This is a genomic window from Carnobacterium sp. (genome assembly GCF_045617425.1).
GTDB lineage: Bacteria > Bacillota > Bacilli > Lactobacillales > Carnobacteriaceae > Carnobacterium_B.
This window is the reverse complement of the sequence record NZ_JAZLIO010000015.1, coordinates 199,603-222,451: the sequence shown is the minus strand read 5'-3', so window position 1 is coordinate 222,451 and position 22,849 is coordinate 199,603. Positions and strand designations below refer to the sequence as shown.

Below are 22,849 nucleotides of genomic sequence, written 5' to 3'. Positions count from 1 at the left end.
GTTTCAAAAAGGAGGAAGTATAATGGAAAATGCAATTTTGAAAACTGGAAAAAAGGAGAAAGTAAATAAAAAATGGCAATACATAAAAAATAATAAACTTCTATATGTATTGTTAATGCCTGGTTTATTATTAACACTCATTTTTAAATATTTTCCGATGTATGGAGTATTACTTGCCTTTAAAGACTATAATCCGTTAAAAGGTATTTTAGCTAGTCCTTGGGTGGGTTTTGATCATTTTATTTCTTTTTTCAACTCTCCAAACTTTAGTGTTTTGCTTGAAAATACATTGAAATTAAGTTTTTATGGATTAATACTTGGTTTTTTTCCACCAATTATATTAGCGCTTTCTTTAAACCAGATTATGAGCAAAAAATGGAAAAAAAGAATTCAATTAATCTTATATGCTCCAAATTTTATTTCAGTTGTAGTTATCGTAGGAATTATATTTATATTGTTTAGCGCAAATGGGCCAATTAATATTATTTTTAATAGTATTACGGGGGAAAATATTAAATTTATGCAAAATCCAGATTTCTTTAGACCATTGTATGTTTTCTCAGGTGTATGGCAAGCAATGGGATGGTCTTCAATACTTTATACTTCTGCCTTAGCAAATGTTGATACCGATTTATTGGATGCAGCTGGAATAGATGGAGCAAATATTTTCCAGAAAATTTGGCATGTTGATATTCCAACTATTAAACCAGTAATGGTTATCAATTTTATTCTTGCAGCAGGGGGAATAATGAGTGTGGGATACGAAAAAGCCTATCTTATGCAAACATCGTTAAATTTACCAACATCAGAAATAATTTCGACCTATGTATATAAAGTGGGTTTGCAACAAGGTAATTATGGATATTCAACAGCTGTTGGACTTTTTAATTCCTTAATAAATATTATTTTATTGATTGCCGCAAATACAGTTGTTAAAAAATTAAATGATGGAAAAGGATTATAGGAGGCGAGATCGATGTTAAATTATACAGAATTCGATAAACGAATGTTGGTTGTTAATCGAATTATCATAGGTTTTTTAGTTGTTATTACTTTATTACCATTAATTTACGTGTTGGTAGCATCATTTATGGATCCAACAACATTGTTAAATAAAGGTATAAGTTTTAACCCAAAAGATTGGACGTTAACTGGTTATGAAAGAGTATTTGCAGATGGCTCTATTTTAAGGGGGTTTTTAAATTCAATTTTTTATTCAGTTACCTTTAGTGTTTTGACAGTTTTTATTACCATGATTACAGCATATCCTCTCTCTAAAGCAAACTTAGTTGGAAAAGGACCAATTATGACTTTTTTGATTATTACAATGTTTTTTGGTGGTGGGTTAGTACCAACCTACTTGTTACTAAAAAATTTAAATATGATTAATACGGTTTGGGCATTAATTATCCCTGGAGCAGTGAATGTATTTAATATCATTCTGGCAAAAACTTATTTTCAAGGTATTCCAAAAGAATTATCTGAAGCAGCAGTAATGGATGGTGCAAATGAGTTTCAAATTCTTTTTAAAATTATGTTACCAATAGCAAAACCTATTATTTTCGTATTATTTTTATACGCTTTTGTTGGTCAATGGAACTCTTATTTTGAAGCTATGATTTATTTGCAAGATCCCAAACTAGAACCTCTACAAATGGTATTACGCAAAATATTAATTCAAAATGAACCTTCGCAAAATATGGTAGGCGCCCAAACAGAAATGGCTGCCATCAAAGAAATAGCTGAACTAATTAAGTATGCAACTATTGTTATATCAAGCTTACCTTTACTTATTATGTATCCATTTTTCCAAAAATATTTTGATAAAGGAACGTTAGTAGGATCTGTAAAAGGATAAAAAAAGATAATGGGGGAATAAAAAATGCGTAAGAAAAAAGCGAGAAATTTACTACTACTATCAGGGTTAACGATTATGCTATTAAGTGCATGTGGTTCAACAGAGGAAGCTTTTACAGAAGATTATGAATTATCAAATGTTACTTTTCCATTAAAAGAAGATGTTTCATTAAAATTCTTAACACAGAGTTCTCCATTGGCACCGGCGGATCCTAATGATAAGTTGGTATTTCAAAGACTTGAAGAAAAGACGGGCGTTCACATCGATTGGACAAACTATCAATCAGATTTTGCAGAAAAAAGAAACTTAGATATTGCAAGTGGATCCTTACCAGATGGTATTTTTAACGCAGCCGCTAGCGATTATGATCTTTTGTCTTGGGCAAAAAATGGAGTTATTGTTCCTGTAAATGATCTAGTTGATCAATATATGCCTAATTTAAAAAAAATTTATGACGAAAATCCAGAATATAAAGCTCTTGCAACAGCTCCGGATGGAAATATGTATTCCTTTCCATGGATTGAAGAATTAGGTAGTGATAAGGAATCGATTCATACTGTGAATGATATGGCATGGATTAATGTGGACTGGTTAAACAATCTTGGATTAGAAATGCCACAAACGACTGATGAATTGATAACTGTCTTGGAAGCTTTTAAAACTCAGGATCCAAATGGGAATGGAGAAGCTGATGAAATTCCACTATCTTTTATTGATAATGGTGGTAATGAAGATATGAAGTTATTATTTTCTGCTTTTGGTATCGGTGACAATGATGACCACCTTGTAGTGGGGAATGATGGGAAGGTTGACTTTACAGCAGACAATCCAGAATATAAAGAAGCTATCAATTACTTTAATGATATGTATCAAAATGGGTTAATTGATACGGAAGCTTTTGAGCATGATTGGAATGGATATATTGCAAAAGGAAAAGAAGCGCGTTACGGCGTTTACTTTACTTGGGATAAGGCAAATGTTACAGGAGATAATGATACTTACGACTTATTACCAGTACTCTCAGGACCAACCGGAGAGAAACATATAACAAGAACAAATGGGATGGGTTTTAGTCGTGACCGTTTTGTTATCACAAGTGAAAATAAAAATCTTGAGTTAACGGCAAAGTGGATAGATGCTATGTATGAACCGTCTCAATCCGTTCAAAATAACTGGGGAACTTATGGAGAAGAAGATAGCCAGAATATTTTTGAACTAGACGAGGAAACGAATATGTTGAAACACTTACCATTAACTGGAACTTCTCCTGGAGAATTAAGACAAAAAACAGAAGCTTCAGGTCCGTTGGCTATTTTAAACGATTATTATGGAACCGTCACGACCATGCCAGAGGATGCAAAATGGCGATTAGAAATACTAAAAGAAAACTTTGTACCTTATGTTACTAATGATTTTATTTATCCAAGAGTATTTCTAACACTTGAAAATGCAGATCGTATAGCAAAAATTGATGCAGACATGCTACCATATCTGAATAGAAAACGAGCAGAATGGATTATAAATGGAAATGTTGATACAGAATGGGAGGATTATTTGAAAGAATTAGAAAGTTTTGGTTTATCAGAATGGTTAGAAATTAAACAAGAAGGTTACGATACTTTTAAAGAATAAGAGGGGAAATAAATGACAATGAGCAATTACACACTTTTGAAGGCAAATTCCTATATAGAAGAGCATAAAGATAAGATTGTACAAGATTACCGTCTAAATTATCATTTTTCTGCACCTACAGGCTGGATAAATGATCCTAATGGATTTGTTTTTTATAAAGGCGAATATCATTTATTCTATCAATTCCATCCATACAATTCGGAATGGGGTCCTATGCACTGGGGACACGCAAAAAGTAAAGACATGATAAATTGGGAACATCTTCCGGTTGCTCTAGCACCTGATACACCTGCAGATGCAGGTGGGTGCTTTTCAGGAAGTGCCATTGAGAAAGATGGAAATCTTTATCTTATGTATACAGGTATCATGCATGTAGAAACGGAAAATAAGACACAACAAGTACAATGTATAGCCGTATCAAAAGATGGAATAAATTTTGAAAAAGTAAAGCAAAATCCTATTATTGATGCATCTTCCTTACCGATAAATGCAGTCCAAGAAGATTTCAGAGATCCAAAAGTGTTTGAAAGGAACGGTATTTATTATAGCGTGATTGTATCAAAGACAAAAAAAGAAACAGGGCAAGTTTTATTGTACAAATCGCTTGATTTGATCAACTGGGAATTTAAATCAATCCTACTTGAAGGCCAAGAAGAACATGGTGTTATGTGGGAATGCCCTGATTTATTTGAATTAAATGGGCACGATGTTCTAATCCTTTCTCCTATCCAAATGCCTAAAAAGGGTCATGATTTCCACAATACAAGTTCCTCCATAGTGATGGTTGGAAGAGTAGATTGGAATACTGGGAAATTTGTAAAATCAACTTTACAAGAAATAGACCATGGTCTTGATTTTTATGCTCCCCAGACACTACAAGATGCTAACGGAAACCGTATCATGATAGCGTGGATGCAGATGTGGGGAAGAACGCAGCCAACACATGTTGAAAGACATGGTTGGGCTGGAGCTATGACACTTCCACGAGTATTAGAAATCAAAAATGAACAATTAATTCAAAAGGCAATCAATGAAATTAATCATTATCAAACAGTTGAAAAAGAATATTATGATATATATTTAGAGAATGAAACAAAAATAATTGATTCCTTTTCGGAACCGAGTTTACGTATTCAATTAAAGGCTAATTTAGAGAACGCTAAAACTTTTTTTATTGAATTACCCAAAAATGAAAATGAAAAAGTTGTTTTACTTTTTCAAGTAGAAGAAGGTGTACTGGAGTTAAGTAGAGAGAATATTGGATCTCCTATTTTAGGTTCTGAAGAGGCTACTTTGGTAAAAAGAACCGTGAGTATTCCGCTTATCGAAAATCAACTTCATTTAGATATTTTTATTGATAAATCTTCAATAGAAGTATTTATCAACGGCGGACGTGAGGTGATGTCCATGACTATTTTCCCATTAAAAGCAGTTTATGAATATGCTATTGGCGTGAATGGAAAAGTGACGATTAATGAATTACAGCACTCGTCAATTCATGTTGGTGAGTAGGGCATTCAAAATACTAAAGGAGGATTATCATTGAATTATGGAGGTATTGAAGCGGGAGGCACAAAATTTATTTGTGCTGTTTCGGATGAAAGTTTAGAAATAATTGCAAAAAAAAGTATAGAAACAACAAATCCCAAAGATACATTAAAGAAAGTTTTTGATTTTTTTGAACCATATAAATTAGTTGCTCTTGGAATTGGGTCTTTTGGCCCGATTGAGATAAATAAAAATTCTGAACTATATGGTAGTCTCACTTCAACGCCAAAAAAAGGCTGGGAAAATTTCAAGCTTTTATCGGCAATAAAAAAAGAAATAGACGTTCCTATTCATTTGACAACAGATGTAAATGCAGCTGCCTACGGTGAATGGAAGCATGGTAGCGCAAAAGGATTAGAAAGTTGTATCTATCTAACGATTGGCACTGGAATTGGTGCTGGAGCAATCGTCAACGGAGAAATCCTTTCAGGATTTGGTCACCCTGAGATGGGACATATTGGGATAAAAAAACATAAAAAAGATAAGTTCAATGGTAATTGTCCGTACCATAGCGATTGCTTTGAAGGTATGGCATCAGGCCCAGCTATTGAAAAGAGATATGGAAAAAAAGGCTACGAATTGGCTGATAAAAAAGAGGTTTGGCAAATTGAAGCTGATTATATAGCGCAAGCTCTGATTAATTACAGTCTAATACTAAGACCAGAGCGTATTATTTTAGGTGGAGGAGTAATGAAACAGAAGCAACTTTTTCCTTTAATTAAAAATCGTTTTAAAGAACTTATGAATGATTATCTCTCTGTCCCAGATTTAGATACCTATATCGTCCCGCCAATTTTGGAAGATAATGCAGGTATAGTGGGATGTCTTCAGTTAGCTGTGGAATACAAATAAGAGATAGTGATTATTTAAATAAAAAAGTGTTTAATACTTCAATATAGATGTATTTTACTTTATAGTTAGCTCATATTTTTCTTAGTTAGTATGAAATTAGATTTCATGGAATCATAGAGATGCTGGATATATAGTTCTTTAATATATACATTAGAATTATTTTTTTAAAAGATAAATTGTAATACTAAGTGTAATACTAAAAGATGAGTATTAAAAATTAAGCAGCCTACTGGCTTGTTTTAGTTCGGTATTATACTGAGCTTAAGCAAGCCAGTTTTTTATTTTTACGCTTGATGTCAGTTCGCAATAACAGATAGATCCCTAATACTTAATAATATTTTTTTAATAAAAGACTCAAAAGTCAAAATATCTCTTCTAACTTTGAATGTCGATACAGAATTTAATTCTTCGTACTATTGAAGTTATATTCAAACCCACTGAGTTCCCTTCATATTATTGATTCAATAAGTGTTAACGATATAGTATCTGACTGTATTTTTCGCTTCCCGACTGTACATATAATAATATTCAAAATAAACTATAAAAAAAATTTATATTTAATTATTTTGGATCCGTCGTTTCTATTATTTTAGTTAAAATCTGTTTTGAGTCTCTCTCTTTTATTTTTCGGTATAATGAACCTTGAGAGATACCAGTGATTCGGATGATATCTTTAACCTTTTGTTTGTCCATTATCGGTCTACCAATCTTCACTCCGCGTGCTTTAATTGATGCTAAGGCTTCGTGCACTTGCTGTACCGTCAAAACACGCTCCAATTGAACCATGACGTCCATCATCTGAAACATAGCTTGTCCGGTTGGAGTAGAGGTATCTAAATTTTCTTTTAATAAAATAACTTCTACTCCTTGATCTTTAAGTTCTTCAATCGTAGATACAATATCTACAGTTTTCCTACCTAAATGACTAATCAATTCAATAATAACTATATCACCTGATCGAACAGTATTAAATAAGCTATCTAATCCAGCTTATTTAATAATTGTCATATGGGTTAAGATTATATGCTAAAATGAGAAAAACATATATTGAAGGAGACTTAAAATGAATCTTAAGAAAAAATGGCTTATAGGTGTTTTATTTACTTTTGTAATTATAACTTTATCTGCTTGTGGTGGATCTAGTAAGTGGGTAGGTACTTATGGAGGGACTTCTACTAGTGGGACTAAAGTAGAAATTAATATTGATAAAGATGGATCTGTCAGTTACGAAGATGATGGTGAAAAGTCTAAAGGAGAGTGGACAGAAAACGAAAATAGTATAGAACTTGATTTTGACGGTCAGGTATCTGATGTATCTGAACCTTTAATCGTAACACTTTCTTCTGATGGACAGTCGATGACTGTTGAATCTATGAATAGTAATTGGAACCCAGATAGTTACCAAAAAAGATAAAACATACGTTATAATATTTAAAAAATAATTAAGTATCTTATAAAAAATCCATATCCATACTATAGGTAGGTCTCTTACTACAATAGTAACCCAAAGTAAGAAAAGTCGAATTGGATATAACTAAGTTAATAGTGTCATGTAAAGTAGAGTAAGAGTCGAGAGTACAAAAAAAACGGAGTAGTATGAACTACACCGAAAATTTTGTATTCTTTTTTGCACTACAAGGTTATGTTTTTTATTTGGAATTTAGTACTGCAATTTTTCTATATAGGTTTTTAATACGTGTATGGTTTGGATGCAGTCATTTAAGTCGGACCATTCTGCCGGGTTATGACTGAGGCCATCTCTACTCTTAACAAACAGCATGACTATCGGAAGTTGTGCTCCGAGAACCATGGCATCGTGTCCTGCTCCGCTTGGCAAACGATAAGGTCGGATGCCGTTTACTTTCATAGCCTCTTCAAGTAGCTCTTGCCGGTCTTCAGAAATTGGCACAGGTGGGCTCTTTAAGGTTTCTTTATATGTAACAGACAATTTGTGTGATACTCCAATTTCTTCTCCAAGTTGAATAATGCGATTGACTAAAGTATCTCTTGATTCTTCATAGATATCTCTAATATCGACATACAAGGTAACTTTCCCAGGGATGACATTAACTCCATTAGGTTCTACATGAAGTTTTCCTACTGTGGCTACAGCGGTATTATTAATTTGCTGTGGAATTTGAGTGAGTTCGACTATAAACTCACTGGCAGCAAGTAAGGCATCTTTCCGGTCATTCATCGATGTATTGCCTGCATGACCCGCTTCTCCTTGAAATGTGTATTCCAGCCAGTGAGGTCCGGCAATTCCTGTCACAATTCCACATGGAAGTTCTTCTTTTTCTAAACGTTTTCCTTGCTCGATATGTATTTCAATAAAGGTTTCGATATCATCCAAATCCCGTTTGGCATTAGAGTAACTTTCTAGACTTAAACCCACATCTTGCAATACTTTTTCAAAACTTTCCCCATTTATGTCTTTCTTTTTTATCTTCGCGTCTAAGTCGCCTGATCCCATAAAAGCTTCACTTCCATTCAAGCCACCATGGAATCTCGATCCTTCTTCATCAGAAAAAATAACGACTTCGAATGGTTTTTCAGGTGTGAATTCTGTCTCTCTCCAAGCTTCTGCAACTTCTAGAGCAGACAATACTCCTAATGGACCATCGAAGTGTCCACCATTTGGGACGCTGTCGACATGAGAACCGCTTAATATGGCAGGTACACCTGGGCGTTTGCCTTCCAGCCGACCAAATACATTGCCTGCTCCATCCTGATGTACAGAAAGTCCGGCTTCTTTCATCCATTTCATGACCAGTTCTTTTGCTTCTTTTTCTTCAAATGAAAAACCAGTACGATAAGAACCATTCTGTTCTGTTAATCCAATTTTTGACAAAGCTCCTAACCGTTCGGCTAGTCGCTTACCGGAAACACCATTGTAATCAAGTGAAACGTCATACGTTTCAAGTAAATTTTCTTTTAAATTAAAAATTGTTTTTTGGCTCATAAAAATCCCTCCTACTCATTAATTATAACAGATGACTAACAATAAGAAGCTGGAACAAAACTACTTTTGTGAAAAAATAGTCCCACTTTCGTTTATTTTGATAAAGATATAGAAAAATATACTCCCACTACTGAACAAAATAGTTCATAGTTTTAGGAGTGTATTTTTTGAGAAACCTTTTGTCTCAGCCTCTTTTAAGTGTCTACTCTATGGTTCATAAAGTAATGACTATTTTAGGAAATCTTTATTATGTTCAGAAGAAGAGGAAGAATTTATTCAGATGAATTTAATAAAGAAATTTTCTTCCTTTACAATACTGGATAATCCAGAAAAGACGATTGATATATAAGGAAGTCTATTTCTTTTCTTTATACGGAAGTACTCAATTCTTGGTGTACAGTATCTGTCATTTTCTTTACATATTGGTAGACATATTCAGGAGCTTGTTCTCCTTTTTCGGCAATGATATTGACAATAGCACTCCCTACAATGACTCCATCAGCATTTCTAGCCATTGTTTTCGCTTGTTCTGGCGTTGAAATACCAAATCCTACCGCACAGGGAATGGGACTCACTGCTCTAATTTTATTCAATATATCTGAGACGTTGGTTTGAATATCTTTTCTAACACCGGTTACTCCAAGAGAGGACACCACGTACAAAAAGCCTTCTGCTTGTTTTGCAATCATCGTAATGCGTTCTTTTGAAGAGGGTGCAATCATAGAAATATGTTCAACTTGGAACTTCTTACAACTATCTGCAACCAGTCCTTTTTCTTCAAAAGGCACATCAGGAATAATCAATCCATCCACGCCGACTTCTTGACAACGTGACATGAATTTATCAACCCCATAAACGAAGATCGGATTGATATAGGTCATAAAGACAAGGGGGATATCTAATTCTTTTCGTAGTTCCTGTACCATAAGAAAAATATCGTCTACATTAATGTGGTTGGCCAAAGCTCTTTCACTAGCTGCTTGAATGGTAGGGCCTTCCGCCGATGGATCAGAAAAGGGGATCCCGATTTCAATGATATCGGCTCCTGCTTCTGCCATTTTCAAAATCACTTTTTTTGTGACCTCAATGGTTGGATCTCCGGCAGTAACGAAGGGAATAAAAGCTTTTCTCTTTTTGAAAGCATCTTGTAGTCTACTCATGTAAGTCAACTCCTTTATGACGCGCAATGGCTGCAACGTCTTTATCTCCACGCCCTGACAGACAAATCACAATAATTTGATCTTGAGTCATGTCCGGTGCAATTTTTTTGGCATAGGCAACTGCATGAGAACTTTCAATTGCTGGGATGATTCCTTCAGTTCTGGATAGATATTCGAAGGCGTCAACAGCTTCATCATCTGTAATGGACACATATTGTGCCCGCTTAATATCGTGTAAGTTGGCGTGTTCCGGACCGATTCCCGGGTAGTCCAAACCGGCAGAAATCGAATAAACAGGTGCAATTTGTCCGTATTCATCCTGACAAAAATAAGAATTCATGCCATGGAAAATACCTTGCGTGCCAACTGCGATTGTGGCAGCTGTATCTTTCGTATCGATTCCTCGTCCGGCTGCTTCACAACCTATGAGTTGTACTTTTTCGTCTTCAATAAAATCATAAAACATTCCGATGGAGTTGCTGCCGCCCCCCACACAAGCCATTACAATATCCGGCAATTTGTTCTCTTTTTTTAATATCTGAGCTTTTGTCTCTTCTCCAATAACTTTTTGGAAATCTCTTACCATTGTAGGAAACGGGTGAGGGCCCATCACTGATCCAATAGCATAGTGAGAAGTCTCAAAAGATGATGCCCAGTCTTTCATCGCTTCATTGACAGCATCTTTCAGGGTTCGTGTACCAGACTTTACCGAAATCACTTTAGTGCCTAACAGTTCCATACGAAAGACGTTTAATGCTTGTCGTTTTGTATCTTCTTCTCCCATATATATCACGCATTCCATGTCGAATAAAGCTGCCGCCGTAGCGGTTGCTACGCCATGCTGTCCTGCTCCAGTTTCTGCAATGATCCGTGTCTTGCCCATTTTTTTTGCCAACAATAGTTGTCCTAGTACATTATTGATTTTGTGTGCTCCAGTATGATTCAAATCTTCCCGTTTTAGGTAAATTTTGGCTCCGCCCAAATCTTTTGTCATCTTTTCAGCATAATACAAAAGAGAGGGTCTTCCAGCGTAATTTGCCAACAAATCTTCTAGTTCGTTAACAAACTCTTCATCCTGTTTATAATACTCATACGCTTGTTCCAACTCGATTACAGCATTCATTAGTGTTTCCGGAATGAACTGTCCGCCGTGTTTTCCAAAATAGTTTGTCATTTGGTAACCTCCTGTATTTTCTTTACGAATTCCTCTAATTTTGCTTTGTCTTTGTATCCATCTGTCTCTACTCCGCTTGAAATATCCACAGCATATGGGTTTAATTTTTGGATAACTTCTTGGATGTTTCGTGAATTTAAGCCACCTGCTAAAAAATAATTATCGTTCTTTCCATTGAGAAGATTCCAGTTGAAGGTCTCTCCAGTCCCACCATTCAGTTGTTTATGATAGGCATCATAAAGAATTAAATCAGCACCGGTTTTCTTCTCTGCATCTTCTGGGGAAGTTACCCGAATAGCTTTTATAATGGGAGCCTTCACTTTCGCTTTTAAGGTATTTATATAGCGATTGTCTTCACTACCATGTAATTGGATGCAGTCAATGATTTTTTCCTCTACCAATGTTGTGATGAAACTAATCTCTGCATCGACGAAAACCCCAACGGTTTGAATCTCTTTGTCTAAATGTTGACGAAGAATTTTGGCTTCTTCAACTGTTATCTGGCGCTTGCTATCTGCAAATACAAACCCTGCAAAGTCCGGTTTGACATCATTTAACAGTGCAACATCTTCCAGCCTTCTGATTCCGCAGACTTTCAACCTAGTCATGCTGATTCACCTCGCAGTTCTGATAAGCGTGCCTTTTTATCTTTAGCGAGCATCATGGTTTCCCCAATCAAAATGCCGTCCACTGATCCTTCAACTAAGACAGACACATCTTTTCTTGTTTTTATCCCGCTTTCGGCGATAAATAAAATATCCTTTGGCACTTGGCTACGTAAGTCAACTGAGTTCTTTAAATCCACTGTGAACGTTTTTAAGTCACGGTTATTGACGCCGATAATTTGAGGGTTCAACTCCAAAGCTCTTTTTAATTCTTCCTGTGAATGTACTTCTACTAGAGACGATAAACCTAATGAGCGCGCCAACTTATGATAGTGTCGCAATTGTTCATCATCTAGTATGGATACAATTAACAAGACAGCATCAGCTCCAATTGTTTTGGCTTCATAGATCTGGTACTCGTCAACAATAAAATCTTTTCTCAAAATAGGAAGATTCACGGCTTGCTTGATTTCAGTAAGATAGGTATTCTTTCCTTTAAAAAATTCAGGTTCCGTTAATACGGATAGAGCATTAGCACCCGATTGTTCGTAAGAGTGTGCAATCGCTAAGTAATCAAAGTTTTCAGCAAGCATTCCTTTGGAGGGCGAAGCTCGTTTTACTTCGCAAATGAAACTCATTCCTTTTTTAGTAAGAGCTTTTTCAAACGGAAAGCTTTGTTCATTTGGTTGTTCCAAAGCTATTTGTTTCATCTTCTCTAAAGGAACAGTTTGTTTGGCTTTTGCTACTCGCTTTTCAGTACTTTTGACAATTTCATCCAGTATCATACGGCCACCTCATTTGATCGTTTTTTTAACTCATTCAATTTCTTAAGTGCTGCGCCATCGTCAATCAATTTTCCTGCAAGCTGGATAGCTTCTGTGATTGTTATATTTTCTTTTGCCAGATAAATGGCCAAACCTGCATTGCATAAAATAGTATCCCGTTTAGGTCCTTTTTCCCCTGAAAGAATGTCTAACGTAATTTGCGCATTCACTTTTGGTGTGTCACCCATTAAATCTTCTTTTAGGCAGTAATCAAAGCCATAGACTTTTGGATCAAATACAAAGTGGTTGATTACTCCATTTCGTATTTCTGCTATCTCAGTAGTAGTGGTTAACGTGATCTCATCCAATCCATCATTTCCGCCAAATACCATTCCTTTTTCAATACCCAAGTTTTTCAATACTTCCGCTAAAGGATCCACCAAATCTGTATCGTATACACCCAACATTTGCATGGTAGTATTGGCTGGGTTTGCCAGAGGACCAAGAATGTTGAAGATAGTGCGGGCAGCAATTTGTTTTCTAACAGGCGCTGCATATTTCATTGCCGGATGATAGTTCTGAGAGAACATAAAGCACATATTGATATCGTCCAACATTTTTTCACTCTGTACCGCCACTAAATCAATTTTGACCCCTAAAGCTTCTAGTACATCTGCACTGCCGCTTTTACTTGAAGAGCTACGATTTCCATGTTTAGCGACCGGAATGCCAGCAGCTGCGATTACAAATGCAGAAGTTGTTGAAATGTTAAACGTAAAAGCCTTATCTCCACCAGTTCCTACAATATCCAAGGCTTTTATCTTGGTGGTTACTTTTTGAGAATGATCCCTCATCACCATCGCTGAAGCGGTGATTTCTTCAACCGTTTCTCCTTTCATTCTTAGAGCCGTTAGATAAGCAGCAATTTGAGCATCCGTAGCAGATCCACTCATAATTTCTTGCATAATACTTTTTGCGATTTCCAAATTTAAATCGTGTCCTTCCAATAGCTCGGAAATTCCCGTTTTAATAATGTCGGCCTCTTGCTGCGCTTTTACTTCGTGCTCTATTACCGTTAGTTGGTTACTCATAGTTCTCATCCTTTCTAATTTTAGGTATAAAAAAAGACCCTTGTCCCCTATATAAAGGGACAAGAGTCTATACTCCTGCGATACCACCCAAATTGACATTAAAAAAAACATCCACTCGTTTCACGTACTATCATACGTGCCCAGTTGATAACGGATAGGGTTTCCCGTCAGCGCCTACTATGATTTCATTTCAGGCTGCCCTCACAAGTCCATTCAAGAAATGTCTGCTGTCGTAATCTCACCACCTACGACTCTCTTTCAAACAGAAGTGCTTTCTCTACTACTCTTGATTATCGGTTTTTATATTTTTTTAATCGATTCTATAATTTAATTATCAGTATAAATCTTGTTATTTTTAAAGTCAACCCATTTTATATAAACTAATAGGTCACTAGTAATAGACTAAAAAAATGTAGTCATTTGGAAAATTAAGTCAAGACTTGTAAAGTAAGGTGTTTCAAATCTTCATTTACAAGGCTCAAAATTAGAAGAAATGTAGAGAGTTTATTCATGCAATAGTCACTTTTATAGACCAACTCTTCTATTCTTGATGTTAAATGGCGTAACACTTAAGAAGAAGCATATAAAGTTTTTATAAGACTTAGTTTAAAAATTGAAAGAAATAAAAAATTCCTTTTTTGTTTACAAACTATTTTTTATGTGATAGATTAAGTAACAATTAGAAAATGAATAGAAATACATAAGCTATGAAAAGAAAAAGTAAGTACAGGATGTTTGTCAGAGAGTGTGCGGTTGGTGAGAGCACATAAACAAATGTATTGAACACGTCTTTGAGCTAATCGGCGAAACCATTTGGGGGAGTAGTTGGATTCGGGACTCGCACCCGTTACAGTGCAAAAGTATGATAGTACTTTCTGAGTTTGATACTGTGAAGTATCAATAAATTGAGGTGGAACCACGTGAGGCAACTCCCGTCCTCTAGCATTATTGCTAGAGGACGGGAGTTTTTTGTTTTTTGTTGACTGTTTTGCGAGATAAATTATACGTTCAAATTTTGAAAAACTATAGGAGGAATGCAAAATGAAGAATAAGTAATTAGCTTTTGGAAGATTACTGCACTAATGGCAGTACTCAGGGCGTTAAAGTTTGAGGAACAAGTTAGAATACAAGTGCGACGGATGAATTAGAAGTTAAACTGAGAGGTGTGCCGTTTAACCTTTTTGCAGTATTGAATAGGATTACCCAAGGGAAGCATGACTTATTAAGATGAGAAGAAAAAGGTCTTATCGCAAAAAAGCAATGTCATACTTTTTCTCCCATTATTAGAATTCTTCAAGAGATGAAAAGTAACGTCCAATATCTTTTGCTTGATGAGCATCCGAACCTGTCTCATAGTTCAATCCAATTTTTTTAGCATACATCATCATGTCGGCATTGGGGTAAGTCTTCTCATAAAGGGGCTTGTCCATCCCAGAAAAGTTATAGTCTAATCGGTAATGATTCATTTTAGCTAAATCCATTAATGTTTCCCACTGTATAGGATCGTCAACGATATAAGCTTTCTGAAATTTATGGATCAAGTTCAGATGACCAATTTTTTTAGGTGTCCATTCACCGAAAGGAAGAGATAGCGCTTTGATAAGCGTTTCTTCATAACGACGGTACATTGTTTCAAAACCGATGGATGTTCCTTTTTGTACAAAAGAATCACTGTCATAGTCAATGCAGAAATAGTCATTGGGTTTCAGGTGAAGGAAATGAACACTCAGTATGGAATGTTCAATACATTCCGGATACTTTTTTAAAAAATCAATTGTCTTTTTTTCATGATCTTCAATATAATCTACTTCGAATCCGATATGGATACGAATCTTTTCCGCATACTTGTGTTGCATATCTTTTAATGTACCTATATAACGTTCGACATCTTCAGTTTTCATAGCACTGTCTTTTGTTGGAACAGAGTCTTTGATTGGCAGAGGAGCATGTTCTGTAAAAGTCAATTCTTTCAATCCTTTTAATATCGCTTCCTCTATATACATTTCTATAGAATCAGACGAGGCATGTGGGCAATAATTTGTATGGATATGATGGTCTCTTTTCATTTTTTTCTCCTTTTTAAAAAATAAATCAAAAAATTTAGGGTGTGCTTATTTCTCTATAGTAACATGCCTTTAAAGTCGGGTGAAATAGTTTCTCATTTAGGGAAGAGGATCAGTAAAATCAATTAAATAAACTAGGAGTGAGACAACTATGGATCAAATCAGAATGAATCAGGACTTAATGAAAATAAAACAGAAAGAGATAGGGTTTCTGCAACATTTCCAGCAACGTGGTTATGAGTTAATTGATTTAGGGATAGTGGAATCCTTTCAATGGACGGAATTGTCTCAAGATGATTTGCATTTGATGCAATACCGATATAAATGGGAAAGAAATGGGACACTGTTTGCTTTGCGTAGCGACTGGACGAATGCAATTGTGCGCTACCGTAAGAAGTACCATTTGCATGCGGATAAAATTGCTTATGTTGGATCGGTTTATACAGTGGATAGTGAGCGCAAGCAATTAGGAGTCGAGGTTTTTTCCGCGAATGTGAAGGAGCAGTTTGAGGTTTTGAAAGATATGATTTATTTCTTGCAGCAGGAGCTGGCTATCACGCTTTCAGTAGGAGTCATCAGTCATAATATGTTGCTAAAAAAACTTTTAAATAAGGATGAACATGCGGACGAATTGGTTCAACAATACATTAGGGACAGAAACTATGACGCATTGGGTTCCCGTTTAGGAAAAGATCATCTGCTAGTTAGATTGATGAAAGAAGCCCCCGCTGATCAAGGGGACTACTTAAAGAAACACTTTCCTGAATTAACGGATCATTTAAAAGAAATTGAGCAATGGCAAAATCAATTAGATTCATTGGGAGTGGAGTTTGTTTATTCTGATTTATTAGCCGTTCCTATGCAATCTTATTACAAAGGAATCTTTATTCAAGTTTATGAAAAAAATACTGTAAATCCTATTGTATCTGGAGGGCAGTATACGAGTTCTTCAAAAGCTTTCGGAATGGCAATAACAATTTAAGGGAGTGTCAGCATGATAACTATTGCTTTATCAAAAGGAAGACAACTAAAAGATTTCATTGATTACCTTGATTCCATTCAGTTGACTGAATGGTCTACTGCATTGAAATCAGTATCAAGAGAGCTAGTCGTCTTGATAGAAGATATTCGGTTTTTGCTTGTTAAAGGAGAAGATGTTCCAGTCTATGTAGAAGAGGGGATAGCCGATTTGGGAATAACCGGGAGTGATGTATTGTTTGAACAAAATCGAACGCTCAATAACTTGATGAGCTTACCATTTGGTTACTGTCATTTTGCTTTGGCCAGTAAGCATCCACAAAACGAGTATCCAGTTGTGGCAACTAAGTATGTACACTACACACAGCGTTATTTCAATACCATTATGCAACCCGTCAAAATTATTGCCTTGAAAGGTTCTGTTGAATTGGCTGCGACGATCGACATGGCGGATGCCATCATGGATATAGTTCAATCTGGAACCACCTTGCGTGAAAATGGGTTAAGCGAACAAGTAAGACTAGACGAGATAAACGCTCGCCTCATTTCCAATAAACATGCTTATTTTTCAAAGCATGAGGACATCCAAAAAATTATCAATGTATTGAAGGTGAATTGATGTATACAGCAGAAGAATTTAAAAAACAGTATAAATCTGACAATCAGACCGATCTCTCCAAGGCCAAATCGGTAATGGATATCATCCACACCGTTCAGGAAAGAGGGGATGACGCCCTTATTGATTATGCTAGACAATTTGATGGAGTGGAATTGGATTCGAATCGTCTGGAAGTTCCAGCTGCGGAAATAAAGAAAGCCTACAATGAATTGGACAGTGAACTGCGCGATGCATTGGAAGAAGCGTATAAACAAATCTATACCTATCAAGAGTCCATTAAATGGTCAACCATGCCGAAGTCAGAACTCTACCAAAATATTCAGCCGTTAAATAAAATAGGGATCTACGTGCCTGGTGGAAAAGCAAGTTATCCGTCAACTGTATTGATGACAGCCACTTTAGCCAATGTAGCTGGAGTGAGAGAAACGATCATTGTCACTCCTCCTCAACCGGATGGAATCAATAAGACCACTTTAGCTGCCTGCTTTATTGCCCAAGTCGATCATGTCTATCAATCAGGCGGAGCACAAGGCATAGCCGCAATGGCTTACGGAACTGAAACTATTCCAAAGGTTGATAAAATAGTAGGTCCCGGAAACCAGTACGTTGCGTTGGCCAAGAAATTGGTATATGGAGATGTCGGAATTGATTCTATTGCCGGACCTTCTGAAATCGTTCTGGTAGTGGACGAGACGGCTAAAGATGAATGGGTAGCCCTAGATGTGCTGGCTCAGGCTGAACATGATGAGATGGCTCGTACATTTTTAATCAGTACCAATAAAGAAAAGTTGGACGCTGTTGAAGCAGAAATTGATAAGCAAAAAATGAAGCAAAGCCGGTTAAGTGTCATCAACGGAAGTCTGAAGGACCATCACTATCCAATTTTGACCAGTGGGAAGCGAGAAACCATTGAAATCGTGAACCTGATTGCTGGAGAGCATGTATCCATCCAGACAAAGAATGCTGAAGAGTACATTCCTGAAATAAAAACAGCGGGAGCTCTTTTTATTGGTTCGTATTCTCCCGAAGCAATTGGGGACTACGTAGCTGGTCCAAGTCATGTTCTGCCAACCAATGGAAATGCTCGATTTGCCAATGGACTGACGGTGAACGACTTTTTGCGAACCAATTCTGTCATTCAGCTAAAAAAGGAGACGTTTCAACAAATGGCCCCTTCCGGCATGCGTATTGCGAAGGAAGAAAATTTGCAAGCACACCATGATTCTCTTGCTATCAGGTGGGAGGAGGAAGAAAAATGATTCGTATTCACAAAAACGAAAGCCCTAATCGCTCGCTGACAGATGAAGAATTACAAGAAATTGTGATAAAAACGTCTTTCAATCAATATGGAGATGACGAATACAAATATCTGGCGAAAGTGTACGGAGACTTTTATGGACTGGACCCTGAATTGGTCAGTTTTGCTAACGGTTCAGATGAATGGATTCAAAAATGTATGCTGGTTTTAGGAAACGGTCCAGTAATGACCTTTGAACCCGATTTTTCAATGTACGAGGAATACGCCAATCAATTGAAACGTCCTATATATAAGGTGGATTGCAACGAGGATGGATCATTTGATTATGTAAATACACTTGCACAGATAGCAAACATCAAGCCATCATTTTTCATCTTTTCCCAGCCGAACAATCCGCTTGGAATGCTTCATACAGATGAATTTGTACAGGCGGCGGCAAATTTGATGCAAGAACTGAATGGGTATCTAATTATCGATGAAGCTTATATGGAATTCGCGGAACAAAAAGCGGTTCGTCCGGAAGGAGAGCATGTTATTGTTATGCGGACACTTTCCAAGATACATGGTTTGGCAGGCTTGCGCATTGGAATAGTGACCAGCAGTTCGGCAACGATGACCTTGTTGAATTCGATCGCTCATCCTTATCCAATAAATACGTTATCGATTAATATAGCAGCATACTTATTCGAAAATACAACTAAACTGGGAACCTTTATGAACCATCAAAGAAAGCTGGCTGGAAAATTGAAAGACATTTTTAAGAAAGAGATTAGTGATGTGATAACTGTGCTGCCAAGTCAAGCGAACTTCGTCTTTACTTACGGTGAAGATGCCTTGGAATTAGGGAAGTACATCCAAAAAAGAGGATTCCAGCCGAGAACGTATCCTGATTCATCCCACCCCTTACTGCAAAAAGCTGTCCGCTATTCAATAGCGACAGATGAACAATTAACGCAACTTGAATCAATTATAAAAGAATGGAGAGTAGGATAATGACAGTATCTATAGAACGCAATACCAAAGAAACAAAAATCAGCATGTCGTTGAAACAAGGTTTTGAACCGTCTAGCATTGAAACAGGAGTTGGTTTTTTGAATCATATGCTGGATCTATTTGCTTTTCACGGCCATTTTGTACTAAATCTGATAGTCGATGGTGATACAGATGTGGATGCTCATCATACGACTGAAGATGTTGGCATCGTATTGGGACAATTGTTAGCTGAATTGGGTAAAGAAAAAGGGAGCATGACACGCTATGGTACAGCATATGTACCGATGGATGAAACCTTGGCTCGATCAGTGACCGATATCAGTGGTCGACCTTATTTGCACTTTGATGCAGCGTTTTCAAAAGCAATTGTTGGGACGTTTGATGTGGAACTGGTCAAAGAGTTCTTCTATGCGGTCGTTATTCATGCCCGGTACACGACTCATCTGGATTTAATTAGGGGAGGAAATACACACCATGAAATTGAGGCTTTATTCAAAGCATTTGCCCAAAGTGTTCGGATAGCGCTGAGTGATTCAGGTGTCAACCGCCTGCCCTCTTCCAAAGGAGTGATTGAATGATAGCGATTGTGGATTATGGTTTGGGAAACATTGCCAATTTAACTAATGCGATCCGTTTTCTGGGTTATGAGGTAAAAGTGACCAAAGAGGAGAATATCCTTCAGCAGGCAGACACCATTATCCTACCAGGTGTCGGACACTTCAAAGATGCCATGGAACGAATTCAAGCACACGACCTGCTTCCTGTATTGAACGAGTTAAAAGAGACCAAACTATTGGTGGGGATTTGCCTTGGCATGCAGTTGTTGTTTGAACATAGTGAAGAAGGGGATGTCGACGGTCTTGGCTATCTGCCCGGTACAGTTGAAAAAATCATAAGCCCGCATCCGGTACCTCATCTTGGATGGAATGCATTGCACTCAACTCATCCAAGTTTAAATGGAGATGTATATTTTATTCATTCCTATAAAGCAGTCACCAAAAAGAACGTTGTCGCTACAACAGATTATGGGCAAGAAGTGGTAGCAATCGTGCAAAAAGATAACATTGTGGGTATTCAATTCCATCCTGAAAAAAGCGGAAAAAAAGGATTGGTGATTTTAAATCAGGCACTTCAAGGGGGATTTGAATGATTGAGATATGGCCAGCAATCGATTTGATTGACAATAAAAGTGTCCGCCTAACAGAAGGGGATTATGCAACTAAAGAAGAAATGAAACGCTCACCTGAAGAAGCCATTGCTTTTTATAATCAATACCCTCAAGTCACACGTATTCATATTGTTGATTTGATGGGAGCAGTCAAAAAAACCCCGACTTCTAGCGTATATATCGAAACACTTTTGAAGAAAAGCACGGTTCCGATTGAAATCGGTGGGGGAATTCGATCTGAAAAAAACATTCGGCATTATCTTGAAGCAGGAGCTTCTTATGTCATTGTTGGAACCAAAGGTCTTCAGGATGGAGAATGGCTCGCGAAAATGACCACACGCTATCCCGGAAAGATTTACTTGGGACTTGATGCGAAAGGGGAGAATGTCTCATTGAATGGTTGGACAGAAGTCAGTGAACAGACCATTTACGAGGTGGCCGAATCAGTAAATGATCTGCCTTTAGGAGGTATTATTTATACCGATACTTCAAAAGATGGAAAGATGGCTGGTCCAAATGTGGAATTGACCGGTGCATTAGCAAGGTTATCCAAACACCCTATTACGGCTTCAGGCGGTATTCGCAGTCTCGAAGACATTCAACAGTTAGAAAAAGTCGGTGTTGCTGCAGCGATTGTAGGAAAGGCAGCCAACATGGATGCTTTCTGGGAGGAACTAGACAATGATTAAAAAAAGAATCATTCCTTGCTTAGATGTAAAAGACGGCCAAGTGGTCAAGGGTATTCAATTTAAACAATTAAGAAAAATTGGCGATCCAGTTAAAATGGCGAAACAATACAATGATTTCGGAGCGGATGAACTGGTATTCCTGGATATTTCTGCAACGGAAACAGGACATGCAGTCATGATTGATGTCATCCGAGAGACAGCCAAGGAATTATTTATTCCCTTGACTATAGGAGGCGGAATTAAAAATATGGAAGACATCACCCAACTGCTCAATGCGGGAGCAGATAAAGTCAGCTTGAATTCTTCTGCACTGGCAAATCCTTCGTTCATTAAAGAGGCTAGTGAGAAGTTTGGCTCGCAGTGCATCTGTATTGCAATTGATGCACAATGGGAACCTGAAGAAGAAGAATGGTTCTGCTATACTCATGGTGGGAAAAAGCGTACATCTAAACGAACACTCGAATGGGTGAAAGAAGTGGAGTCATTAGGTGCCGGAGAATTACTGGTCACTAGTATGGATTATGATGGAATGAAACAAGGTTTTGATCATCGGCTATTGAGGCTCATTGAACAAGCCGTCCATATTCCTGTTATTGCTTCCGGAGGTGGAGGGAACGCTCGGCACTTTGCGGAATTATTCAAGGCGACTGATGTATCTGCCGGATTGGCTGCCTCTATTTTCCATGATGAAGAAGTCTCAATTGCTGAAGTAAAAGACAGCTGCTCAAAGAAAGGAGTACCGATGCGTTATGTCTAATTACGATGATTTGAAGCCTGATTTTTCTAAAGGGTTATTGACGGTTATCTTGCAACATTATACAAATAAAAATGTCCTGATGGTTGGGTATATGAATGAAGAGGCTTTCGAAATTACCAAAAAAGAAGGAGTAACTTGGTTTTATTCCAGAAGCAAAGAGAGGCTGTGGAAAAAAGGCGAAAGCAGTCAGAATATCCAATATGTAAAAGAAATGTATTTGGACTGCGATCAGGATGCTTTGCTCATAATGGTAGACCCAGCAGGACCAACTTGTCACCGAAATACGGAAAGTTGTTTTAATATTGCTCCAGCTTTTACTTTAAAAGATATCGAGCAAACTATTCAAGACCGGGTAAAAGAGGAAAAAGGGGCTTCCTACACTCATTATCTGTTAACAGAAGGAACCGACAAAATAGCTAAAAAATTTGGTGAAGAAGCAGTTGAAGTCATCATTGCCGCAAAAAATGCAGACAAAAAAGATACTGCAAATGAAACAGCTGACTTACTGTATCACCTAGGAGTCTTGCTATATGATCAAGGCGTTGCTGTTGATGATGTTGCCACAGTGTTGGCTGAACGCCATCAAAAGAACAACAATTTTAAAGGTGAACGAAAAGACATAGACACCTGGTAGATAGCAAGAACGCAGAAAAAAATAGGCTTAAACGGATTGCGTCC

22 protein-coding genes, 1 pseudogene and 2 other annotated features are annotated in these 22,849 nt (G+C 37.0%); of the genes and pseudogenes, 15 read left to right on the top strand and 8 right to left on the bottom strand.

Annotated elements, in window-relative coordinates; translation table 11 throughout:
- Nucleotides 1-22 precede the first annotated feature (22 nt).
- The 5 genes from ACKI3H_RS08465 to ACKI3H_RS08445 are packed head-to-tail and all read left to right on the top strand — an operon-like array spanning nt 23 to nt 5,890.
- Entirely contained in the window at nt 23-964 is a 942-nt protein-coding gene (locus ACKI3H_RS08465; RefSeq protein WP_407371838.1) for an ABC transporter permease, read from the top strand.
- A 12-nt stretch (nt 965-976) separates the two neighbouring features.
- Nucleotides 977-1,858, top strand: a complete 882-nt coding sequence (locus ACKI3H_RS08460) for a carbohydrate ABC transporter permease (RefSeq protein WP_407371837.1) — start codon at nt 977-979, stop codon at nt 1,856-1,858.
- A gap of 24 nt (nt 1,859-1,882) precedes the next feature.
- Nucleotides 1,883-3,490, top strand: coding sequence for an ABC transporter substrate-binding protein (locus ACKI3H_RS08455; protein WP_407371836.1), 1,608 nt, complete (start codon nt 1,883-1,885; stop codon nt 3,488-3,490).
- A gap of 12 nt (nt 3,491-3,502) precedes the next feature.
- Nucleotides 3,503-5,002, top strand: coding sequence for a glycoside hydrolase family 32 protein (locus ACKI3H_RS08450; RefSeq protein ID WP_407371835.1), 1,500 nt, complete (start codon nt 3,503-3,505; stop codon nt 5,000-5,002).
- A 30-nt stretch (nt 5,003-5,032) separates the two neighbouring features.
- Nucleotides 5,033-5,890, top strand: coding sequence for an ROK family protein (locus tag ACKI3H_RS08445; RefSeq protein ID WP_407371834.1), 858 nt, complete (start codon nt 5,033-5,035; stop codon nt 5,888-5,890).
- Nucleotides 5,891-6,451: 561 nt separating this feature from the next.
- Here ACKI3H_RS08445 and ACKI3H_RS08440 read toward each other — a convergent pair.
- Nucleotides 6,452-6,865 (bottom strand): annotated as a pseudogene (locus ACKI3H_RS08440) (recombinase family protein); the annotation flags it as partial.
- 88 nt (nt 6,866-6,953) lie between these two features.
- On the opposite strand from ACKI3H_RS08440, the gene ACKI3H_RS08435 reads away from it, so the two are divergent.
- A complete protein-coding gene (locus tag ACKI3H_RS08435) occupies nt 6,954-7,304 on the top strand; it encodes a hypothetical protein (protein WP_407371833.1) in 351 nt (116 codons plus the stop codon).
- Nucleotides 7,305-7,550: 246 nt separating this feature from the next.
- Here the strand turns inward: ACKI3H_RS08435 and ACKI3H_RS08430 are convergent, their stop codons facing one another.
- From ACKI3H_RS08430 to hisJ, 7 genes are all read right to left on the bottom strand, one after another.
- Nucleotides 7,551-8,852 (bottom strand): M20 family metallo-hydrolase, encoded by a 1,302-nt coding sequence (locus tag ACKI3H_RS08430; protein WP_407371832.1) that lies wholly within the window; start codon nt 8,850-8,852, stop codon nt 7,551-7,553.
- Between the two features lie 368 nt (nt 8,853-9,220).
- A complete protein-coding gene (gene trpA, locus ACKI3H_RS08425) occupies nt 9,221-10,012 on the bottom strand; it encodes a tryptophan synthase subunit alpha (protein WP_407371830.1) in 792 nt (263 codons plus the stop codon).
- Nucleotides 10,005-11,186, bottom strand: a complete 1,182-nt coding sequence (gene trpB, locus ACKI3H_RS08420) for a tryptophan synthase subunit beta (RefSeq protein ID WP_407371829.1) — start codon at nt 11,184-11,186, stop codon at nt 10,005-10,007. Before trpB ends, trpA begins: the two co-directional genes overlap by 8 nt.
- Entirely contained in the window at nt 11,183-11,794 is a 612-nt protein-coding gene (locus ACKI3H_RS08415) for a phosphoribosylanthranilate isomerase (RefSeq protein ID WP_407371828.1), read from the bottom strand. The genes trpB and ACKI3H_RS08415 overlap by 4 nt, the downstream gene beginning before the upstream one ends.
- Nucleotides 11,791-12,576, bottom strand: coding sequence for an indole-3-glycerol phosphate synthase TrpC (gene trpC, locus ACKI3H_RS08410; protein ID WP_407371827.1), 786 nt, complete (start codon nt 12,574-12,576; stop codon nt 11,791-11,793). The genes ACKI3H_RS08415 and trpC overlap by 4 nt, the downstream gene beginning before the upstream one ends.
- The gene (trpD, locus tag ACKI3H_RS08405; protein WP_407371959.1) at nt 12,573-13,589 is read right to left on the bottom strand and encodes an anthranilate phosphoribosyltransferase; all 1,017 of its coding nucleotides are present in this window, start codon (nt 13,587-13,589) and stop codon (nt 12,573-12,575) included. The genes trpC and trpD overlap by 4 nt, the downstream gene beginning before the upstream one ends.
- A 109-nt stretch (nt 13,590-13,698) precedes the next feature.
- Nucleotides 13,699-13,949: a binding site (T-box leader), on the bottom strand.
- Nucleotides 13,950-14,344: 395 nt separating this feature from the next.
- Nucleotides 14,345-14,589, top strand: a binding site (T-box leader).
- A gap of 340 nt (nt 14,590-14,929) precedes the next feature.
- Nucleotides 14,930-15,712, bottom strand: a complete 783-nt coding sequence (gene hisJ / locus ACKI3H_RS08400) for a histidinol-phosphatase HisJ (protein WP_407371826.1) — start codon at nt 15,710-15,712, stop codon at nt 14,930-14,932.
- A gap of 148 nt (nt 15,713-15,860) precedes the next feature.
- Between hisJ and ACKI3H_RS08395 the strand changes: the two genes are divergently transcribed.
- From ACKI3H_RS08395 to hisIE, 9 genes are read left to right on the top strand one after another with little or no spacing between them, the layout of a single operon-like run.
- Complete coding sequence (locus tag ACKI3H_RS08395; RefSeq protein WP_407371825.1) at nt 15,861-16,691, top strand: ATP phosphoribosyltransferase regulatory subunit; 831 nt, start codon at nt 15,861-15,863, stop codon at nt 16,689-16,691.
- Between the two features lie 12 nt (nt 16,692-16,703).
- A complete protein-coding gene (hisG, locus tag ACKI3H_RS08390) occupies nt 16,704-17,306 on the top strand; it encodes an ATP phosphoribosyltransferase (RefSeq protein ID WP_407371824.1) in 603 nt (200 codons plus the stop codon).
- Nucleotides 17,306-18,565, top strand: a complete 1,260-nt coding sequence (hisD, locus tag ACKI3H_RS08385) for a histidinol dehydrogenase (RefSeq protein WP_407371823.1) — start codon at nt 17,306-17,308, stop codon at nt 18,563-18,565. The genes hisG and hisD overlap by 1 nt, the downstream gene beginning before the upstream one ends.
- Nucleotides 18,562-19,557: an aminotransferase class I/II-fold pyridoxal phosphate-dependent enzyme gene (locus ACKI3H_RS08380; RefSeq protein ID WP_407371822.1), complete on the top strand. Its 996-nt coding sequence runs from the start codon at nt 18,562-18,564 to the stop codon at nt 19,555-19,557. Before hisD ends, ACKI3H_RS08380 begins: the two co-directional genes overlap by 4 nt.
- A complete protein-coding gene (hisB, locus tag ACKI3H_RS08375; RefSeq protein WP_407371821.1) occupies nt 19,557-20,135 on the top strand; it encodes an imidazoleglycerol-phosphate dehydratase HisB in 579 nt (192 codons plus the stop codon). Before ACKI3H_RS08380 ends, hisB begins: the two co-directional genes overlap by 1 nt.
- On the top strand, nt 20,132-20,707 hold the full coding sequence (hisH, locus tag ACKI3H_RS08370; RefSeq protein ID WP_407371820.1) for an imidazole glycerol phosphate synthase subunit HisH: 576 nt from the start codon (nt 20,132-20,134) through the stop codon (nt 20,705-20,707). The genes hisB and hisH overlap by 4 nt, the downstream gene beginning before the upstream one ends.
- Nucleotides 20,704-21,414 (top strand): 1-(5-phosphoribosyl)-5-((5-phosphoribosylamino)methylideneamino)imidazole-4-carboxamide isomerase, encoded by a 711-nt coding sequence (hisA, locus tag ACKI3H_RS08365; protein ID WP_407371819.1) that lies wholly within the window; start codon nt 20,704-20,706, stop codon nt 21,412-21,414. Before hisH ends, hisA begins: the two co-directional genes overlap by 4 nt.
- Nucleotides 21,407-22,171, top strand: a complete 765-nt coding sequence (hisF, locus tag ACKI3H_RS08360; RefSeq protein ID WP_407371818.1) for an imidazole glycerol phosphate synthase subunit HisF — start codon at nt 21,407-21,409, stop codon at nt 22,169-22,171. The genes hisA and hisF overlap by 8 nt, the downstream gene beginning before the upstream one ends.
- Nucleotides 22,164-22,805 (top strand): bifunctional phosphoribosyl-AMP cyclohydrolase/phosphoribosyl-ATP diphosphatase HisIE, encoded by a 642-nt coding sequence (hisIE, locus tag ACKI3H_RS08355; protein ID WP_407371817.1) that lies wholly within the window; start codon nt 22,164-22,166, stop codon nt 22,803-22,805. Before hisF ends, hisIE begins: the two co-directional genes overlap by 8 nt.
- Nucleotides 22,806-22,849 lie beyond the last annotated feature (44 nt).